Annotated in this window: 20 protein-coding genes; 8 read left to right on the top strand and 12 right to left on the bottom strand. The window is 44.3% G+C overall.

Annotation, left to right across the window (positions count from 1 at the left end; translation table 11 throughout):
• Nucleotides 1–10 precede the first annotated feature (10 nt).
• The 4 genes from F8C76_RS04100 to F8C76_RS04090 are packed head-to-tail and all read left to right on the top strand — an operon-like array spanning nt 11 to nt 2,986.
• On the top strand, nt 11–1,579 hold the full coding sequence (locus F8C76_RS04100; RefSeq protein ID WP_152130571.1) for a serine hydrolase: 1,569 nt from the start codon (nt 11–13) through the stop codon (nt 1,577–1,579).
• Nucleotides 1,580–1,588: 9 nt separating this feature from the next.
• Nucleotides 1,589–2,254, top strand: a complete 666-nt coding sequence (locus tag F8C76_RS04095) for an NAD-dependent epimerase/dehydratase family protein (RefSeq protein WP_211372113.1) — start codon at nt 1,589–1,591, stop codon at nt 2,252–2,254.
• Nucleotides 2,202–2,555, top strand: coding sequence for an NAD-dependent epimerase/dehydratase family protein (locus F8C76_RS18835; RefSeq protein ID WP_211372112.1), 354 nt, complete (start codon nt 2,202–2,204; stop codon nt 2,553–2,555). The genes F8C76_RS04095 and F8C76_RS18835 overlap by 53 nt, the downstream gene beginning before the upstream one ends.
• A 41-nt stretch (nt 2,556–2,596) precedes the next feature.
• A complete protein-coding gene (locus tag F8C76_RS04090) occupies nt 2,597–2,986 on the top strand; it encodes a DUF302 domain-containing protein (RefSeq protein WP_136567210.1) in 390 nt (129 codons plus the stop codon).
• A gap of 4 nt (nt 2,987–2,990) precedes the next feature.
• Here F8C76_RS04090 and F8C76_RS04085 read toward each other — a convergent pair whose 3' ends face one another.
• A complete protein-coding gene (locus tag F8C76_RS04085) occupies nt 2,991–3,758 on the bottom strand; it encodes a 3-keto-disaccharide hydrolase (RefSeq protein ID WP_249042357.1) in 768 nt (255 codons plus the stop codon).
• A gap of 131 nt (nt 3,759–3,889) precedes the next feature.
• On the opposite strand from F8C76_RS04085, the gene F8C76_RS04080 reads away from it, so the two are divergent.
• Nucleotides 3,890–4,303 carry a glyoxalase gene (locus F8C76_RS04080; RefSeq protein WP_152130570.1) on the top strand — a complete coding sequence of 138 codons (414 nt, stop codon included), beginning with the start codon at nt 3,890–3,892 and terminating at the stop codon, nt 4,301–4,303.
• Here F8C76_RS04080 and F8C76_RS04075 read toward each other — a convergent pair.
• The gene (locus tag F8C76_RS04075; RefSeq protein WP_152130569.1) at nt 4,289–4,969 is read right to left on the bottom strand and encodes a DUF2461 domain-containing protein; all 681 of its coding nucleotides are present in this window, start codon (nt 4,967–4,969) and stop codon (nt 4,289–4,291) included. The genes F8C76_RS04080 and F8C76_RS04075 overlap by 15 nt on opposite strands.
• 94 nt (nt 4,970–5,063) lie before the next feature.
• On the opposite strand from F8C76_RS04075, the gene epsC reads away from it, so the two are divergent.
• Together epsC and cysM are read left to right on the top strand one after the other, a co-directional pair.
• Nucleotides 5,064–5,858 (top strand): serine O-acetyltransferase EpsC, encoded by a 795-nt coding sequence (epsC, locus tag F8C76_RS04070; protein ID WP_152130568.1) that lies wholly within the window; start codon nt 5,064–5,066, stop codon nt 5,856–5,858.
• Nucleotides 5,848–6,732 carry a cysteine synthase CysM gene (cysM, locus tag F8C76_RS04065; protein WP_152130567.1) on the top strand — a complete coding sequence of 295 codons (885 nt, stop codon included), beginning with the start codon at nt 5,848–5,850 and terminating at the stop codon, nt 6,730–6,732. The genes epsC and cysM overlap by 11 nt, the downstream gene beginning before the upstream one ends.
• On the opposite strand, the gene F8C76_RS04060 is transcribed toward cysM, so the two are convergent.
• Nucleotides 6,721–7,533 carry an alpha/beta hydrolase gene (locus F8C76_RS04060; RefSeq protein WP_152130566.1) on the bottom strand — a complete coding sequence of 271 codons (813 nt, stop codon included), beginning with the start codon at nt 7,531–7,533 and terminating at the stop codon, nt 6,721–6,723. The genes cysM and F8C76_RS04060 overlap by 12 nt on opposite strands.
• Nucleotides 7,520–8,395, bottom strand: coding sequence for an alpha/beta hydrolase (locus tag F8C76_RS04055; RefSeq protein ID WP_152130565.1), 876 nt, complete (start codon nt 8,393–8,395; stop codon nt 7,520–7,522). Before F8C76_RS04055 ends, F8C76_RS04060 begins: the two co-directional genes overlap by 14 nt.
• Before the next feature lie 241 nt (nt 8,396–8,636).
• Between F8C76_RS04055 and F8C76_RS04050 the strand changes: the two genes are divergently transcribed.
• Nucleotides 8,637–9,119, top strand: a complete 483-nt coding sequence (locus tag F8C76_RS04050; protein WP_249042356.1) for a hypothetical protein — start codon at nt 8,637–8,639, stop codon at nt 9,117–9,119.
• Between the two features lie 8 nt (nt 9,120–9,127).
• Here the strand turns inward: F8C76_RS04050 and F8C76_RS04045 are convergent, their stop codons facing one another.
• From F8C76_RS04045 to hisH, 8 genes are all read right to left on the bottom strand, one after another.
• Entirely contained in the window at nt 9,128–10,597 is a 1,470-nt protein-coding gene (locus F8C76_RS04045; protein ID WP_152130563.1) for a MoxR family ATPase, read from the bottom strand.
• 8 nt (nt 10,598–10,605) lie between these two features.
• The gene (locus tag F8C76_RS04040; protein ID WP_152130562.1) at nt 10,606–11,772 is read right to left on the bottom strand and encodes a vWA domain-containing protein; all 1,167 of its coding nucleotides are present in this window, start codon (nt 11,770–11,772) and stop codon (nt 10,606–10,608) included.
• A 63-nt stretch (nt 11,773–11,835) separates the two neighbouring features.
• Nucleotides 11,836–12,435 carry a bifunctional phosphoribosyl-AMP cyclohydrolase/phosphoribosyl-ATP diphosphatase HisIE gene (hisIE, locus tag F8C76_RS04035; protein ID WP_152130561.1) on the bottom strand — a complete coding sequence of 200 codons (600 nt, stop codon included), beginning with the start codon at nt 12,433–12,435 and terminating at the stop codon, nt 11,836–11,838.
• Nucleotides 12,436–12,438: 3 nt separating this feature from the next.
• Nucleotides 12,439–13,194 carry an imidazole glycerol phosphate synthase subunit HisF gene (gene hisF, locus F8C76_RS04030; RefSeq protein WP_152130560.1) on the bottom strand — a complete coding sequence of 252 codons (756 nt, stop codon included), beginning with the start codon at nt 13,192–13,194 and terminating at the stop codon, nt 12,439–12,441.
• Nucleotides 13,195–13,207: 13 nt separating this feature from the next.
• A complete protein-coding gene (locus F8C76_RS04025) occupies nt 13,208–13,723 on the bottom strand; it encodes a DinB family protein (RefSeq protein WP_152130559.1) in 516 nt (171 codons plus the stop codon).
• Entirely contained in the window at nt 13,716–14,495 is a 780-nt protein-coding gene (locus F8C76_RS04020) for a 1-(5-phosphoribosyl)-5-[(5-phosphoribosylamino)methylideneamino]imidazole-4-carboxamide isomerase (RefSeq protein ID WP_152130558.1), read from the bottom strand. The genes F8C76_RS04025 and F8C76_RS04020 overlap by 8 nt, the downstream gene beginning before the upstream one ends.
• A complete protein-coding gene (locus F8C76_RS04015) occupies nt 14,492–14,914 on the bottom strand; it encodes a GNAT family N-acetyltransferase (RefSeq protein ID WP_152130557.1) in 423 nt (140 codons plus the stop codon). The genes F8C76_RS04020 and F8C76_RS04015 overlap by 4 nt, the downstream gene beginning before the upstream one ends.
• 1 nt (nt 14,915) lies before the next feature.
• Nucleotides 14,916–15,500: an imidazole glycerol phosphate synthase subunit HisH gene (hisH, locus tag F8C76_RS04010; protein ID WP_152130556.1), complete on the bottom strand. Its 585-nt coding sequence runs from the start codon at nt 15,498–15,500 to the stop codon at nt 14,916–14,918.
• Between the last annotated feature and the right edge of the window lie 11 nt (nt 15,501–15,511).

Here is a 15,511-nt window from a genome sequence, read left to right as displayed (position 1 = left end):
AAAAAACCTCATGAAAAACAAAATTACCCTCCCCTTATTTTTATTATGGGCCATATCCACCGTTTTCGGACAGGGCTTTACCTCTTCGCAGATAGATTCCTTGGTGAACCGATCTATGGAAATGATGCCCCAAGTGGGTGTTGCCGTGGCCGTAATAGAAAATGGGAAGGTCATCCACTCCAAAGGATACGGAAAACTCTCGGTTGATTCCAAAGAGAAGGTGGATGAGCATAGTTTGTTTCAAATTGCCTCGAACACCAAGGCGTTCACCGCTGCCGCATTGGCCATTTTGGTGGATCAGGGAAAACTTAAATGGGATGATCGGGTGGTTCAACACATACCGGAGTTTACCATGTACAATGCATACGTTCGGGAGAATTTCACCATTGTGGACCTGTTGACTCATCGCAGCGGGCTGGGGCTCGGTGCCGGGGATTTAATGTTTTTCCCTCCGGGAGCTGATTACAAAATTCAGGATGTACTCAACAGTTTTCAATATTTTAAACCCACTTCGGATTTTCGCACCAAATATGATTATGACAACCTGCTCTATATTGTAGCGGGCGAGGTCATTGCCAGGGTAAGCGGCCAGAGTTATGATGAATTTATCGAACAGCAAATTTTAGGTCCGTTGGGCATGGACAGGACCGCGGTTCGTTATAAGCGATTGAAATCGACCCAAAACGTGGCATCGGCCCACTCCACCGAGAACGGAAACGTAAGAAAGGTAGAGCGGTACGTAAAGGGTGAAGGCCCTTTGGTGGCCTCGGGCGGAATCTATTCCAGCGTCCATGACATGTCCAAATGGATCATGGCTCAATTGCAGCAAGGAAAATATGGCGATGCTTTGGACAAACAGATTTTCAGTCCCGAGCGACAAGCGGAAATGTGGCGCCCCTACACCTTTATCAGCTTTCAACCCAGACCGGAACCGGACAACAGGTACCATTTTGGCGCTTATGGCCTTGGATGGCGGATTTCCAATAGGTACGACCATACCATAATTTCGCATACAGGTGGTCTACCAGGCATGTTGTCCTCCGTGGTAATGGTGCCCGAAATCAATTCGGCAGTCGTAGTGCTCACCAATGGGGCTCCCGGGGGCAACAGCTACCATACCATAAGTTCCGCTATTCGGGATGAATGGATTAGAAAGGACCGATGGGATTATTTAGCGTCTGCCAAGCAACAATTGGAGTCCGGGCAGGCCGAGGCCGATGCTACCTTGGATGCCGTTTGGGAAAGTGCCACGGTCTCGGATGTGAATAAACTGGGTGCAAGCTCCTTTTTAGGAACCTATGAAGATAAATGGTTCGGAAAGGTATCCATCGAAAACCATGGCGGAAAACTTTGGTTTAGGTCACTCCGTTCCCCTCAGCTGAATGGGGAAATGTTCCATTACAAGGACAGCACCTTTGCCGTTAAAATGGCCTATACGGATATGCAGTGTGATGCCTTTGCCATTTTTAAAATGGATGCTTCAGGAACCCCAGTTGGGATTCAAATGAAAGGGATTTCGCCAAATATGGATTTTAGCTTTGATTATCAAGATTTGGATTTGGTCCGAATCAAGGAATAAAAAATAAGAATGAAAGTAATACTGATTGGCGGCACTGGCCATATTGGCACATACTTGGTGCCAAAACTTGTTGAAGCAGGTCATGATGTGGTCTGTGTAAGTCGGCAACAGTCCCAACCCTATGCCGATCATGAGGCATGGCAATCCGTGGAGTTTGTGGGCATTGATCGGGAAAAATCCGAAGAGCACGGGGATTTTGGGGCTCAAATCGTATCCCTGAACGGCGAAGTGGTCATTGATTTGATTTGTTTCACCCCCCAGAGTGCCCAACATCTTGCTGAAAACCTAAAGGGCAAAGTGCGACATTTTCTACACTGTGGGACCATGTGGGTCCATGGGCATACCGTACAGGTTCCCACCACGGAGTCTGCAGAACGGAATCCCTTTGGCACCTACGGGATCAACAAGGCAAAGATTGAAGCCTACTTGCTCAATTTCCATAAAGAATATGGTTTTCCGGTCACTATTCTCCACCCAGGGCATATTACGGGACCGGGATGGTTGCCCGTGAACCCGGCCGGAAATCTAAATCCGGAGGTATTTCTACGATTGGCCCAAGGAGAGGAAATCACCTTGCCCAACCTTGGGATGGAAAACGGTTCATCATGTGCATGCGGACGATGTGGCACAGGCTTTTGTCAAGGCCATAGCGAACAGGGAAAGTGCGATCGGTGAAAGTTTCCATGTAGTTTCGGAGCAGGCACTTACCTTGAGGGGCTATGCGGAAGAAATGGCCAAGCTATTCGGGCAAGTACCCCAATTGCGGTTTCAACCTTGGGAGGTATGGCAAAAGAGTGTTAGTGAAAGAGATAGGGAACTCACATGGGACCACATTGCGCACAGCCCGTGTGGCAGCATCGAAAAAGCAAGGAAATTGCTGCGATATCAACCCAAATACAGCTCGCTGCAAGCCGTGCAAGAGGCTGTTGAACACTATTTCCAAAAAGAGGGCATACAAGTTATCCATAAAAGATGAGTATCTTAAAGCCAAGACGTACACCATAAAGACAAAGGACCATGAGTTATTATTTCAGTAAAATTTTGAAGGAGAAAGATTTTGAAAAAGCCCTTGAAAAGGTAACCCTTGAGCTAAAGAATGAGGGTTTTGGGGTGCTCACCGAAATAGATATTGCCCAGACCCTGAAGAAGAAATTGGATGTGGACTTCAAAAAATATAGGATTTTGGGAGCCTGTAATCCGCCCTATGCCTATGAGGCATTGAAGCAGGAAGATAAAATTGGTCTCTTTCTGCCTTGCAATGTGGTTGTTTTGGAAAATGAGGACGGGGATATCGAGGTGGCTGCCGTAGATCCTGTCGCCTCCATGATTTCGGTCAAGAATGACAGCTTAGGTCCTGTGGCACAAGAAATCCGGCAAAAGCTCAAAAATGTAATCGATAAACTATAGTGGTCTATAGTTCCCTGATCTTGATGTCGCGGAACCACACCTCAAAATACCAATCCTGTAATGTAATCTTCCCTTGGGTGGCTTGACCAAATTCAGGGTAGTTTTTAAAATGGGTCGCCGATATTTTTTGCGGCCATTCGGGTGAGGTGAAATCTTCTACTGCAGTTAGTACACCATTTAAATAGAATTCCACTTTTCCATTAACCTGTTTGATGCGGGTCTGGTTCCACTGGCCAGATTTTGTAATAGCTTCATTTTTCTGGGGGGAAAATCCATACAGGCATCCTGATTTTTTAACGGCCACATCATGATCCATATGGTTGGGGTCCAGAATTTGGTACTCGGGCCCGGTTTGATAGGCCGTGCCAACATCTGGTTTCTCGTGAACGTTGATGAATATGCCACTATTTCCACGGTCCGAAATTTTCCACTCCAAAACCAGTTCATAGTTTTCATAGGCTTTATCCGTGACCAAATCCTCATTGTGCTCGGATTCACGTTCCACATTTCTATGGAGTTCGCCGTTCTTCACTTCCCAGACTGATGGTGCACCAGCATTGTACACATGCCAGCCGTTCAAGGTTTCCCCATCGAACAACAGCTCCCATCCCTGCTCTTTCTCAATATCGAGTAATTGGTTGTGTGTGGCGTTTTCTTCTGCCATTTTTTTGGTATTCCAAACTTGGGGATCGTCTTTTTTGGTTTCTTTTTTACAGGAAATGACCATAAGGACAAGTAAAACAATGGCAAAGGATTTTAGGTTCATGGACATATCGGATTTGATTTGCCATAAAAATACTTAAATAAAACTTTGGAGTGCATGTTCATAACATCGTTAACAACTATCAGCATGACAAAAATTGAACGGAGGTCGATTATGTAACTTTATTGAAACTATCAGCCATGGATTCACGATCTAAGAGTCTTTTGGACCTCCGCCCCGAAATTCTACAGTCTTATTTCAACAATCAAATGAGTGCGGACGAACGTTTTCAAAACCAAACCTTGCGACCTATCATCAAGCTTCAAAACCTTTTGTTGATTGAGGTTTTCAAGAACTATATCGGCAAGCATAAAGGCGTTTTTCATGACCTTTCCTTGGAGAAAAAGATGCAGTATATTGAACGGGCCATCCAAAAAGACATCAAGTTTAGGAACTCTCTAAAGGGAATGGTCATTGGGCAATTTACCATTGAGGAATATCAGGAATACATTAAAAATTCCTCCGCTTTGAACAAACGCATGATGAATATGGTCATAGAGCGTTTGAAGGACCAAATCCAGCTTTTGGAAAACGAGATGTTATTTCAGGGTTGATTCCCCATTGAGGTTGGTGGTGAGAATATCGCTCATCAAATCAAAATAAGGTCGAATAGCTCGATACGATTTGTCAACTTCCTCGATAAAATTTGGAGATAGTACCTCTTGGTCCGTAAAATTCCTCACAAAGACATACTGTTTGTTTTTGATTAAGTCAATATCCGGGTGGTACTTATCAAATCCTTTTGGGGCCGTTTTCACCGCATCGCCTTGTAGTTGCCCCCAGATTTTAGTGAAATCCGGGTCACTGATGACCTTCCTAAAATCAGATGCATCCATTTCCAATTCCTTTCGTATGCGGAACAGGTCGTCTTTGTTGGGTGCCCAAAAGCCGGTGGCCAGTAGAGAATTTCCCGGTTGTAAATGAATGTAATATCCACCCCGTAGATGCGCGCCCAATCGGGAAAATGACCCGGCAAAATGGGTTTTGTACGGGGTTTTATCCTTGGAAAACCGAACATCCCGATAGATCCGGAACAGTTTCATTTTCTCAATATCATCATGTTGCTCCAAGCGTTCCTTTACGTTTGAAAGGAAGGATTTCACCTCAGTTTCATGGACTTTAAAAGTAGTTTTGTTTTTCTCGAACCAATCTTTGTGGTTGTTTTTTGACAGCTCTTCTAAAAAATCAAATACTTTCTTGGAAATTTTGGAATCAGTCACGCTATATCGATAATATGTTATTTTTAAACTAAAGTTAGCTATTTCTTAAGGCTGTAGGTAAGGTTTTGTCTAAATTTAGGACAATAATTGTTGTATGGACAAGGAAAAAATAATTTCAGAGCTCAATAGGCATAAGAAATTGCCCTATTTGGACTATAGGTTAAAACAAGAAACCGAGGATTTCACAGATACACTTTTTTATACCCTTTTTGATTCCAATACCCCGGTGGCCGTGAACCTTGAAATGTTGGAGAAAAAGTTTGACCGACTAATGGATATGGCCTGTTGGGATTTGGAAAGGCCCAGCAATGAACTTTGGAACAATTATATAAGCTGCTTACCCGGAATTTTGGAAAAACTCAATCTGGATGCCGAGGCTATTCTTAATTGCGACCCTGCTTCACTCTCCCTTCAGGAAATCTATATGGCCTATCCCGGTTTTTATGCCATTTCCATATATCGTTTGGCCCATGAGCTGTACATTCAAGGGGTGCCCATGATTCCGAGGCTCATGACCGAATATGCCCATAGACAGACCGGTGTGGATATCAATCCTGGTGCTACCATTGGTAAATCATTCTTTATTGATCATGCCACTGGTGTGGTGATTGGGGAAACGGCGGTTATACACGATAATGTAAAATTGTACCAAGGGGTGACCTTGGGAGCATTGTACGTATCCAAAAACCTTCAAAAGACCAAAAGGCATCCCACGATAATGTCTAACGTTACCATTTATGCCAATGCAACCATTTTGGGTGGTGAAACTGTAATCGGCGAAAATTCGATCATAGGTGGAAATGCATGGCTTACCGCTTCCGTTCCTGCAAATTCAACAGTATATCACACCCCAGAAATTAAAATCAAGACAGCCCCAAATGTCCAATAGCATTCTAGATCTTATTGGAAACACCCCAATGGTGGAATCCAAAGTATTGAACCCCAACCCAAACGTAAAACTGTTTTTTAAGCTGGAAGGCAATAATCCTGGAGGAAGTGTCAAAGACCGCCCTGCCTATAATATGATCAAGAGCGGGCTGGATCGTGGGGATTTTTCCACTGCATCCAAACTCATTGAGGCCACAAGTGGCAATACGGGCATAGCCTTGGCCATGATTGCAGGAATCTATGGACTTGACATTGAACTGGTAATGCCTGAAAACTCCACCAAGGAGCGAGTTCAGACCATGCGCGCTTACGGAGCCAAGGTGACTTTGACCCCATCGGATGTTGGGATTGAAGGTGCTAGGGACTACGCAGAGGCCAAGGTTAGGGATGAAGGATATATCATGCTCAACCAGTTTGCCAACAACGATAACTGGATGGCCCATTACAAGACCACGGGGCCTGAAATCTGGAAGGACACCAAAGGTGAGATCACCCATTTCGTATCCAGTATGGGTACCACGGGAACCATTATGGGGACCTCGACCTATTTAAAGGAACAAGATTCCGAGGTGCAAATCGTGGGTGTGCAGCCTACCGATGATTCAAAGATTCCAGGTATTCGTAAATGGCCCGAAGCGTATCTTCCCAAAATTTTCAATCCGCAGAAAGTGGATACCGTGTTGGAGGTCAGTGAGGAAGAAGCCACGGAAATGGCAAAACGATTGGCCAAGGAAGAAGGTATTTTTGCCGGGATGAGCAGTGGTGGTGCCGCGGCCGCGGCCATTAGATTGGCCGGTACCTTGAAAGAGGGCACCATTGTTTCCATCGTCTGTGATCGAGGAGACCGTTACCTTTCTTCGGATTTATTTGATTAAGGCGGGAGCCAATTCTTTTTTAATCCCATTCCAATAGATTTCAAAATCACTTAAGTTATTGTGGTTGCCATTGGGTATGGTATACATTTTTTTATTGCTGTTGGAGATGGACTCATACAATTTTTTGCCTGACCCATACGAAACCACATTGTCCGTGGTACCATGAAAAATACGTATGGGACAATCCACTTTTTCCAAAAATACATGCGAAGGAATCCTATAACGTAACAGATAGGATACCGGTAGAAAGGGAAAACGTTCTTGGGCCACATCCAAAAGACTATGGAAAGGGGTTTCCAAAATTAACTTTTGTGGTTGATTCTTGGAGGACAACTGACTTGCGATGCCGGTGCCCAAAGATCGTCCGTAAATAATGAGTTGTTCTTCTGGGTATTTTTCCATTGCATAGGCATAGAACAGTTGTGCATCTCGGTACAATGCCTCCTCACTGAGTTTACCGGTGCTTTTGCCATAACTGCGATAGTCCATTACCAATACCTCATATCCCAAATCCACAAAAGGCAACACGATTTCACCCCAGCGCGACAGGTCTCCGGCATTTCCATGAAAGTATAAGATCAACCCTTTAGGGTTGTCCGTATAAAAGTGAAGGGCATTCAAACGCGCTCCATCCGTGGTATCAAGAAAGATTTCATCAAAATCGGCATTGAAGGCATAAACATGGTCTTGAGCTAGCTTGGTGGGCAAAAAAATCAGTTTTTCCTGAAATGAATACAACATGACGGTGAGTAACATCAAAATAACAACCGTAAAAATACCAAAACGCTTAAGCTTTTGCATTGGCCCGTTTTGAGGAGTGTTTTACATTGATGCTGGATCCTTCCAGATTTACTTTGGTGGGTTTGCTGGTGATAATTTCCTCCAACATGCTGTGGTACGATTCAAAGTTGTTCAAATCCTTGTGCCCCCCTCCTATCACGGTGTATAGCTTTGATAGTCCAGGTTTTATTTTGGACAGCTTCACACTGGTTTTATAGGGAATGAGCCTGTCGTCGGTCCCATGGATGATATGTATGGGGCAGTTAACGTACTTCAACCACTTGTATGTGGGCATGGGGAATTTTATCAGCAAGGAGAGCGGCATAAACGGAATAAATTTTTTGGCTACTTTGCTCAAGCTGTAGTAGGGCGCGTCCAATATAAGCATGCGCGGTTGGTTCATGGAGGCCAGTTTGGCCGCAAAACCCGAACCCATGGAGCGTCCATAGAGAATTATATATTTCTCAGGCACCTTCTCCTTGATCTTATTGTACACTACCTGCATATCACGCTTAATGGCTTTTTGGGTACGACGTCCCGTACTCTTTCCGAAACCACGATAGTCTACCATGATCACATCGTAGCCATGACGGGTAAAGTCCACGGCAAACTTCCCCCACCCTTTAATGCTACGGGAGTTTCCTTTTAGATAGAAGACCACTCCTTTAGGGTCTTTGGATTTAAATCGAAGACCATTGATCGTAGCTCCATCACGGGTCTCAAAGTTGTGTTCCTCAATTTCTTGGTTATCGTAATAAAACTGAAAATCCTTGGGCAATTTTTCTGGTTTAAAGAGAAAATAGTCCTGTAGGTAGTACAACAGGACACTCAGCAAAACGTATATCCCGAGTATCATAAGTGTGATGTAGACCCAGTTTTGCATAAAAAAGCGTTTTATCCAAAGTACAAAAAATTGCAATACTCTTTAGGTACGGGATTATGTATCAATATGTTGTGCCCTTGGATAAGGATTTAAGGACTGGGAAAGGTCGAAAATTGGACTTTTTTATGTCAGATTATTATGATAATCCAACATTGCTTACGGTTCATCGATTTGTTTAAAATATTGGTTTTGGATGCACGTTATTTGTTACCATAATGAGTGTCCCAATCTCAAAAGACCTATGAAATACGTAAGCAAAATTTTACCTTGGAAAACCAATATCCTAATAACCTTAGTGATATTGTTGGCTTTGAACATCCTAAACTTCTACGGAGTTTACACCAACAGATTCTATTTTCTGAAGCCTGACAATTATATTTTCCCTTTGTTGAGTACAGTACATTTTCTATACCTCTATGTAATGTGGTTCAAGATCAAGGAAGATGAACTGCCCGATCCAAAGATGCGGAACATAGAGTACGCGCTTTATGCCATCATGGTTGTTTATATCTTCAAGATATATGATAGTGTCCTGACACTGACTTCTTTTCCAGAACTTGTTGGGCATGTGATTCCACCCACCTTTAAACCTATGGCCCTACTCATGCTCGTACTGTATAGTTTGCTTCCCATTTTTACAATTTCACTGTTTTGGTATAGACGTAACTATGTAGGCCACTACAATTTTGAAGATTACAATAACAACCTGAACATCTGGCAATAGCCTATAGACTATAGCCCCCGTATATAGCTTCCGTAGAGATCCTTGAATTGGTACCCTTGGACAAATCGGTGTTTGCTCAGTTTTTTATGGGCCACCAAGCCCCAGAGCAATAACTCTTTCATAAAATAGGAGTCTTCTTTTGAAATATTAGGTTGATATTCCTTTATCAGCGCTCCCAATGGGGTGACAGAATCCAATTTGGACTTATATTCATCATCGGTATCTTCGTCCAAAAGGTCAAAGCCTTCTCCTTCAAAGAACCAATGGATAAGCTCATCGTATTCCGTTTCGGCATCTTTTCGCTGTAACTTATCAATCTTTGGGAAATAATTGGGGAATATGGACTTTATGGCTTCTTCAACCAAGGTTTCGGCGACAAAATCGGCTCCTTCCTGTTCCCCTTCGTAAACCAGTTCTATTTTTCCGGTGATGGAAGGAATCACTCCCATAAAATCACTCAGACGAACTGTGGTCCTATCGTTCCCGGACTTTATGGCCCTACGTTCCGCGGTACTCAGCAAATTTTCAAAAGCGGTAATGCTCATACGGGCACTTACCCCACTTTTGGCATCCACATATTCACTATTTCTGGCCTCAAAACTGATTTGCTCCAACACTTCCATGGCAATATCGGGCACATGGATTCCTTCGGATTGTCGTTGGTCCAGACGGGCTTCTTGCTGAGTGATTTTTTTGGCGATTTCAATAGTTTCCGGATAATGGGTCAAAATCTGCGATCCTATCCTATCCTTTAGCGGAGTAACAATACTGCCCCTATTGGTATAATCCTCTGGATTGGCAGTAAAAACAAATTGTAGGTCCAAAGGAAGGCGTAGTTTGAATCCCCTGATCTGGATATCCCCTTCTTGAAGGATATTGAAAAGTGCCACTTGAATCCTTGCTTGTAGATCGGGCAACTCATTGATAACAAAAATGCAGCGGTTGGCCCGTGGGATCATCCCAAAATGGATTACCCGATCATCCGCATAGGAAAGCTTGAGGTTGGCCGCTTTTATGGGATCTACATCACCAATAAGATCGGCGACGGTCACATCTGGGGTGGCCAACTTTTCATAGAAACGCTCATCTCTGTGAATCCATTCAACCGGAGTTTTATCCCCTTTTTCCTTGATGAGTTCAGTGGCATATCTGGAAATGGGCTGCAAGGGATCGTCATGCACTTCAGAACCGGCCACAACGGGCATCCACTCGTCCAAAAGCTGCACCATCAATCGGGCCAAGCGGGTTTTGGCCTGACCTCGCAATCCCAATAGATTGATGTTGTGCCGTGACAATATGGCCCGTTCCAACTCAGGGATCACTGAGTTTTCATAACCCCACACCCCTTGAAAGGTTTCCTCACCACTGGCAATTTTTCCCAGCAGGTTGGTACGTAGCTCATCTTTGATACTCTTACTTTGGTACCCTGCGACTTTCAATTCTCCGAGGGTCTTTATTTTGGTATGATCTAATTTCATAGAAATCGTTATCCTTTGATTCGTCTTTTTCGATTTTGTTCGTAGTCCTCAAAAATCATTTCTCCCAACCCTTTTAAACCTGTGTAAAACGCCTTGCCCCTGTTGGCTTGGGTAAACTCCCTCACAAACTGCATCAAATAAGGGTCTTGGGCAATCATGAATGTGGTTATGGGAATATGGAGCTTTCGGGCCTGTTGGGCCATGGCATAGCACTTTTCCACAATATAATCATCCAGCCCAACACTGTTTTTGTAATAATCACCATTGGGGAGTCTTAGACAGGAAGGTTTTCCATCCGTGATCATGAAGATCTGTTTGTTGGTGTTCCGTTTTCTTCGGAGCATGTCCATGGCCAACTGTAGACCAGCCACGGTATTCGTATGGTAGGGTCCTACCTTTAGGTAGGGAAGATCCTTGATGGGAATGGGCCAAGCATCGTTTCCAAAAACCAAAATATCCAAGGTGTCTTTGGGATATCTAGTGGTAATCAATTCCGCCAGGGCCATGGCCACTTTCTTGGCCGGGGTAATCCGGTCTTCACCGTAGAGGATCATACTATGGCTGATATCGATCATCAAGACCGTACTCATCTGGGCCTTATGCTGGGTGTCTTCCACTACAAGGTCATCCTCATTCAATGAGAAGCTGTCCAGTCCATGGTTTACTTGGGCATTTTTAAGACTTTCGGTCATGGAAATATGTTCCAGGGCATCCCCAAAACGATATTCCCGAAATTCTCCCGTATGCTCATCGCCTCTGCCTGATTTTCCGGTTCTATGGTTCCCGGCACCGCTACGCTTGAGTTTTCCGAAGATTTGGTCCAAGGCCCGCTGCCGCAACATACGCTCCAATTTGGCGGTAATGGATAGATTGCCCCTTCCTGATTCATCTTCATCACCTTCCTCGCCTTGTCCCCCTTCCGGGTTATCTGTATCAAATTCCTCTCGGATATAGCCCTTTGCCTTGAGGTCCTCTATAAAATCATCAATGGTATAGTCGTCATCGGTAAGTTCGTACTCCTTGTCCAACTCCCGGAGCCAGTCCAAAGCTTCCTCTACATCACCCGAAGTATGTGTAATGAGTTCCTGAAAAATCTCAAAGAGTTTTTCGAACGGGGTTTGGTCCGGCGCTTCGTAAGTGGTAAAACGAAACCCTTTTCTTGTATTCATAGCCATTACATAAAATTAACGCATTTTGATCTAATGGCTCAGCGTTTAAAGAAAACTTAACGCTATGGCTTACTTGTGCCGTTTCTGAAGGGTCTGTACAATATCCTCCAAGGTATATCCCTTGGCCTGCAGCAAAATCAAATAGTGGAAGAGCAAATCGGCACTTTCATTCAAAAATAGTTCTTCATCATTATCCTTGGCCTCGATCACAGTTTCCACAGCTTCCTCACCCACTTTTTGGGCAATCTTGTTGATGCCTTTTCGAAATAGGGAAGCCACATAGCTATCCGGATTTTCCTGGTCGTTCTTTCTGGAGGTGATGATTTGCTCCAAAGTAGATAGAAAACCATAGGTTTGGGTGTTTTCCTCGGCCCAGCAGGTATCGGTTCCTTTGTGGCAAGTAGGCCCTACCGGATTGACGGATACCAACAGGGTGTCGCTGTCACAATCATTTTTTATATCGACGAGTTCCAAAAAGTTACCACTTTCCTCCCCTTTGGTCCATAAACGTTGCTTGCTACGGCTAAAAAAAGTGACCTTTTGGGTTTTTTGGGTGGTATCAAAGGCCTCTTGGTCCATGTAGCCTAGCATCAGAACATTCTTAGTGCTTGCGTCTTGGATGATGGCCGGTATCAGCCCATCCGGGCTTTTGGTGAAATCTATTTTCATATCCTAAATTCTTACAGGAATTCCTTCTTCCTTCAGTTCGTTTTTTAAATCCTTTATTTCAATTTCCTTAAAGTGAAATACGCTTGCGGCCAAGGCAGCATCCGCTTTTCCATCTTTAAACGAATCCGTAAAGTGGGGAATGGTCCCGGCTCCACCCGAAGCAATGATGGGAATGTTCACTAAATCTGATAATTTGGCGAGGGCCTCATTGGCGAAACCATTTTTGGTACCATCATGGTCCATGGAGGTGAACAGGATTTCCCCGGCACCCCGTTGTTCCACTTCCTTGGCCCATTCAAAGAGGTCCATTTCCGTGGGAACCTTACCGCCAACCAAGTGTACTATCCATTGCCCATCAATTTGCTTGGCGTCTATGGCCACTACAATACATTGGGAACCAAATTTGGCCACCAATTCATTGATCAGCTCAGGTCGTTTCACGGCCGAAGAATTGATGGAGACCTTGTCGGCACCATTTTTTAGAAGGATATCCACATCCTCAACCGATGAGATGCCCCCACCTACGGTAAAGGGAATGTTGATGGTTTCGGCAACGTGGTACACCAACTCTGCCAAGGTCTTTCGTTTCTCCTCGGTGGCTGAAATGTCCAAGAACACCAACTCATCGGCCCCTTCTTGGGCATAGATGGCTGCAAGTTCCACAGGGTCCCCTGCATCGCGCAAGTCCACAAAATTGACGCCTTTTACAGTTCTTCCGTCCTTGATGTCCAAACAGGGTATGATACGTTTTGTAAGCATATGGGTCTAAGCGTTATTCATTTTTAATATTCAAGTCTACATTCTTATAGAACCCCAAATCGGTATCCTTCAACAATTTGGTCCATAGGGCAATCTGTCCGGTATGATAGGATAAATGTTCCGCCACATGGATGATATTGCCCACTCCAGAAAATTGGAATCCCTGTACGGCCCTCCTTCGCAACAATTCTTCCAAGGGAGCTTCATAAAAGGCCCTCTTGGCCTCATCAATGGTATCACTGAGCTTTTTCAGAAGCTCTGCCTTGGTGAACCCGGACGAAACGGAAAACTCCTCATCACGTGAACGGGTATCCTCCAAATTCTGGATGGAGGCAATCCCGTATTGGGTAATGTTGCCGCAAAGGTGCAGGATAAGGTTTCCTATGCTGTTGGCCGATGCATTGGGTTTCTTCCAGATATCGGACTCCGGAAGTTGGTCCAGACAGATTGTGATCATGCGTAGACTTTCGTCCATGCGATAGCCCACATTCCAGATGAGTTCTTCCTGAAGTTGCTTTTCCTTATCCATTTTGAAGAATATAAGCTTCCAATTGCTTTAAACTGATTCGGTTTTCATAAATGGCCTTTCCAATGATGGTTCCCTCGCAGCCCATTTCGGCAAGTTTGGGCAGTTCGTCAAAAGTTGAAATACCACCACTGGCAATGAGGTTGATGCCGATTACCTCTTTGTCCTCCACACCACTTCCTGTAATCATGGTCTCATGTTTCATGGTGTTGGAGATGATTTTTTTATACAGTTCGAAAGAAGGCCCTTCCAACATGCCATCCTTGCCAATATCAGTGCAGATCACATATCGGATTCCCTGCTTTTGGTAAGACTGGATAAAAGGAACCAATTCTTGATCGGATTCCTCCTGCCAGCCCGAAACCGCTACTTTCTCATTTTGGGCATCGGCGCCAAGAATGATTTTATTGGGACCATAATTCTCCAACCAACCTAAAAAAACGTCCGAATTCTTAACGGCAATGCTCCCTCCTGTTATTTGATGGGCCCCACTCTCAAAAGCAATGTGAAGGTCCTGATCGGTTTTTAGACCGCCCCCAAAGTCAATCTTTAAATTGGTTTTGGAAGCAATGTTTTCCAATACCTTGTGGTTGACTATATGCCTGGATTTTGCCCCATCCAAATCCACTAAATGGAGGTTTTGAATCCCATGGGCCTCGAATTCCTTGGCCACTTCCACGGGATCTTCATTGTAAACTTTCTTGGTATTGTAGTCGCCTTTGGAAAGACGAACACATTTCCCCTCAATAATATCTATAGCTGGAATCAGTCTCATTCGTAATCGTATTTAGCGTTGTCCTTGGCCATCCACAAAGGAGAGTCTCCTATCCTTGCAAATCCCAACGGTTCATATAGTCCGTGGGCATCCATGGTCTTCAATCCAACGGTGTGAACCGCTTTGATATCTGGATGCTCCAGAATAGTAGCTACCAACTTTTTCCCCAATCCTTTTCCTTTGTGTGGTTCAAAAATGATGACATCCATAAGGTAGGCAAAAACCACTTTATCGGTCAATACACGGGCAAAACCCACTTGTTCACCCTCATGGGAATATACCCCAAAGCAAAGGCAGGTATCGATAGTCTTTTGAGTCATTTCCGGTGTCCTATAGCCACCCCAATAGGTAGATTTCACCTCTTGGTGGATTCTGGGAACATCCAATTTATCCTTGTCCGATGAGATATAGTATTCCATATCAAATCACCTTTAAAAAGTTTTCTAAAATGGTACTGCCCACCTCGCTACTTTTCTCAGGGTGGAATTGAACCCCGTAAAAATTATCTTTCTGCAATGCAGCACTATAGGGCAATGCATAATCGGATTCTGCAATGGTGTCCTCACCCTTTGGGGCATAAAAACTATGCACTAGGTAGATATAGGATTTTTCAGGGACTCCCTTGAACAAATCGGATTGGAGTTCTGTGATTTGGTTCCACCCAATTTGGGGAACTTTTACGGTATTGGGAAACTTAACCACGTCCAAATCAAAAATGCCCAGACCGGTTGTATTCCCTTCCTCCGAAGAGCTGCACATGAGTTGCATACCAAGACAAATGCCCAAAACAGGTTGCTTCAACGTGGGAATGAGTTTGTCCAAACCAGTGTCCCGAAGCTTTGCCATCGCCGAACTGGCCTCTCCCACACCGGGAAAAATAACTTTGTCCGCTTGCCGGATTTCTTCGGCATCATGGCTCAAGACCGCTTCAAACCCCAAGCGTTGTATGGCAAACTTGATGCTTTGGATGTTTCCTGCACCGTAATCGATTATCACCAACTTCATTTATAGTAATG

Origin of the sequence: Flagellimonas olearia, assembly GCF_009184425.1 — a bacterium.
In the GTDB taxonomy this organism is placed as follows: domain Bacteria; phylum Bacteroidota; class Bacteroidia; order Flavobacteriales; family Flavobacteriaceae; genus Flagellimonas; species Flagellimonas olearia.
Note: the sequence above shows the minus strand (reverse complement) of the source record. Positions and strands in the feature narration are given on the sequence as shown.